Source organism: Candidatus Symbiopectobacterium sp. NZEC135 (assembly GCF_025962695.1).
Genome location: NZ_JAGFPF010000223.1, coordinates 1 through 2,273 on the forward strand (window position 1 = coordinate 1; position 2,273 = coordinate 2,273).

The window sequence follows — 2,273 nt, forward strand, 5'->3', positions numbered from 1 at the left end:
AGATAAGGTTGCTGCACGGGGCGAATGGCTGAAAGACAAGCTGGCCGAACTGCAAAAACGCTACCCGGTGATCGGTCAGGTGCACGGTCTTGGTTTAATGATCGGCATTGAAATCGTGAAACCCCATGAAGCGCAGGATCAGATGGGATGCTACCCGGCGGACGGTGAACTCTCAGCGCTGTTGCAGAAAAAATGCTTTGAAGCTGGCCTGATCCTTGAACGGGGTGGCCGCAACGGTTGCGTATTGCGTCTGTTGCCGTCATTGCTTATTACCAATGCCGAGTTGGACATTTTCTTCGATAAATTCGAAAGTGCATTGCTGAATGCTGGCGTCAAGCCTGTTTAACCGGAGTGAGCCATCTAATGTCTGATATAAACCCTATTCTGTCAAGTTCGGCGCAGAGCATTGCCGCCTATCAGGACGCTATCGAGCAGAGTACCCAGGCTGTCGTGGCGTGGTTACAGCAGCCCGAAATGTATCAAGGCAAGACCGTTGAGCAGTTGCGTGAGCGTATCCAGTTATCCTTTACGTCTCAGGGGCTAGGCAACCAGGTCGCCATTGAGCGCGCTGTTGAATATTTTCTTAAAGACAGTTTGTCCGTGCATCACGCGCAATGTGTTGCCCATCTGCACTGCCCGAGTCTGGTGAAGAAGTGCTGATTAACGCCACCAACCAAAGCATGGATTCCTGGGATCAGAGCCCTTCAGCCACCATCATTGAGATGAAGCTGATCGAATGGTTACGCCAGCAAGTAGGTTATACGGCGGGTGACGCTGGCGTATTCACCAGCGGCGGCACCCAAAGCAACCTGATGGGATTGATGCTGGCGCGGGATGCCTTTTTTGCACGTCAGGGACATTCCGTTCAGCAGCATGGTTTAACCGGCGATCTGAGCAAAATCAAAGTGCTGTGTTCTGAAAATGCACACTTCTCCGTGCAAAAAAACATGGCGTTGATGGGACTGGGATATCAATCCGTTACGCTGGTAAAAACGGATGCGTTCTCGCGCATGGATCTCAGTGATTTGTCCACGAAATTGGCACAGGCCGACGCCAATGGTGAGCAGGTGCTGTCCATCGTCGCAACGGCTGGAACCACCGATGCCGGCGCCATCGACCCCTTGGCAGAAATTGCGGCTATGGCGGCCGAACGGCACATCTGGCTGCACGTTGACGCAGCCTGGGGCGGCGCGCTGTTGCTTTCTGAGCAATATCGCCACTACCTGGATGGCCTTGAATTGGCGGATTCCGTCACGCTGGATTTCCACAAGCAATTCTTCCAGACCATCAGCTGCGGTGCCTTTTTGCTGAAAGATGCCCGCCACTATGAACTGATGCGCTATCAGGCGGCTTACCTGAATTCAGGCTTTGATGAAGAGCAGGGCGTGCCGAATCTGGTATCGAAGTCGCTGCAAACAACACGCCGTTTCGATGCTCTGAAATTGTGGATGGGCCTTGAAGCATTGGGTAAGAAGCAGTACGCCGAAATCATTGATAATGGCGTAACGCTGGCACAACAGGTTGCACAGTTTGTGACCGAGCAGCCGCAGTTGGAGTTGGTGATGCAACCACAACTGGCCAGCGTGCTGTTCCGTTTCCGCCCTGAGTCTGGCGACGCAGCGGCAGTCGCCTTGCTGAACCAACGCATTGGTGACGCACTGCTCGCTTCTGGCAGCGCCAATGTGGGCGTTACCGAATCCGACGGGGTGACTTGCCTGAAACTTACCTTGCTGAATCCTACCGTTTGCCTGGCAGACGTTAAACTCCTGCTGGAAAGTGTGAAAGCGTGCGCATTGCAGTTACTAAAAGCGTAGCGATCTGAAAATAAAAGCCGACAGCATCTCTGGTGTCGGCTTTTTTACGCCCCGATATATCAGAAACTATACTGAACACCGATACGGTAGCGCGTTTGTCGATCATTCCCTTTGTCTATCGCGGGAACATTACCGACAGCAAGGTAAGGGCGCCAATTTTTATCCCATTGATAGCTCAATTTAAAATCATGACTAAATGCATATTTCTTGTTTTCTGACGGGTTGTCCTTTTCCTCATTGGAGTTTTGATAATCCAGTTCATATTCAAACGTATAGTCATTAAGAAATTTATACGCTATAGCTGACGTTAGATTATACCCCTTTTCCGTAGTTTGTTTCGGTGTTCCGATATTTTTACTGTTTCGTTTATAATAAGGGCGATAGGTCAATGATACGGAAAGATCGTTGGTAATATTCGCCTTGCCACGCAGATAAGGGCGATAGCTGTTGTAATCAGCA

The 2,273-nt window shown here is 50.8% G+C and carries 2 protein-coding genes and 1 pseudogene; 2 read left to right on the top strand and 1 reads right to left on the bottom strand.

Features of this window, described 5'->3' with window-relative positions; all coding sequences use genetic code 11:
• Both J5224_RS25175 and J5224_RS25180 read left to right on the top strand, forming a co-directional pair.
• Nucleotides 1-346, top strand: a 346-nt coding sequence (locus J5224_RS25175; RefSeq protein ID WP_264627942.1) for an aminotransferase class III-fold pyridoxal phosphate-dependent enzyme, incomplete at its 5' end; no start/stop codon positions are given.
• 17 nt (nt 347-363) lie between these two features.
• Nucleotides 364-1,814 (top strand): annotated as a pseudogene (locus J5224_RS25180) (pyridoxal phosphate-dependent decarboxylase family protein).
• Between the two features lie 59 nt (nt 1,815-1,873).
• Here J5224_RS25180 and J5224_RS25185 read toward each other — a convergent pair.
• Nucleotides 1,874-2,273: oligogalacturonate-specific porin KdgM family protein (locus tag J5224_RS25185; protein WP_264627943.1), on the bottom strand; the 400-nt coding region annotated here is incomplete at its 5' end.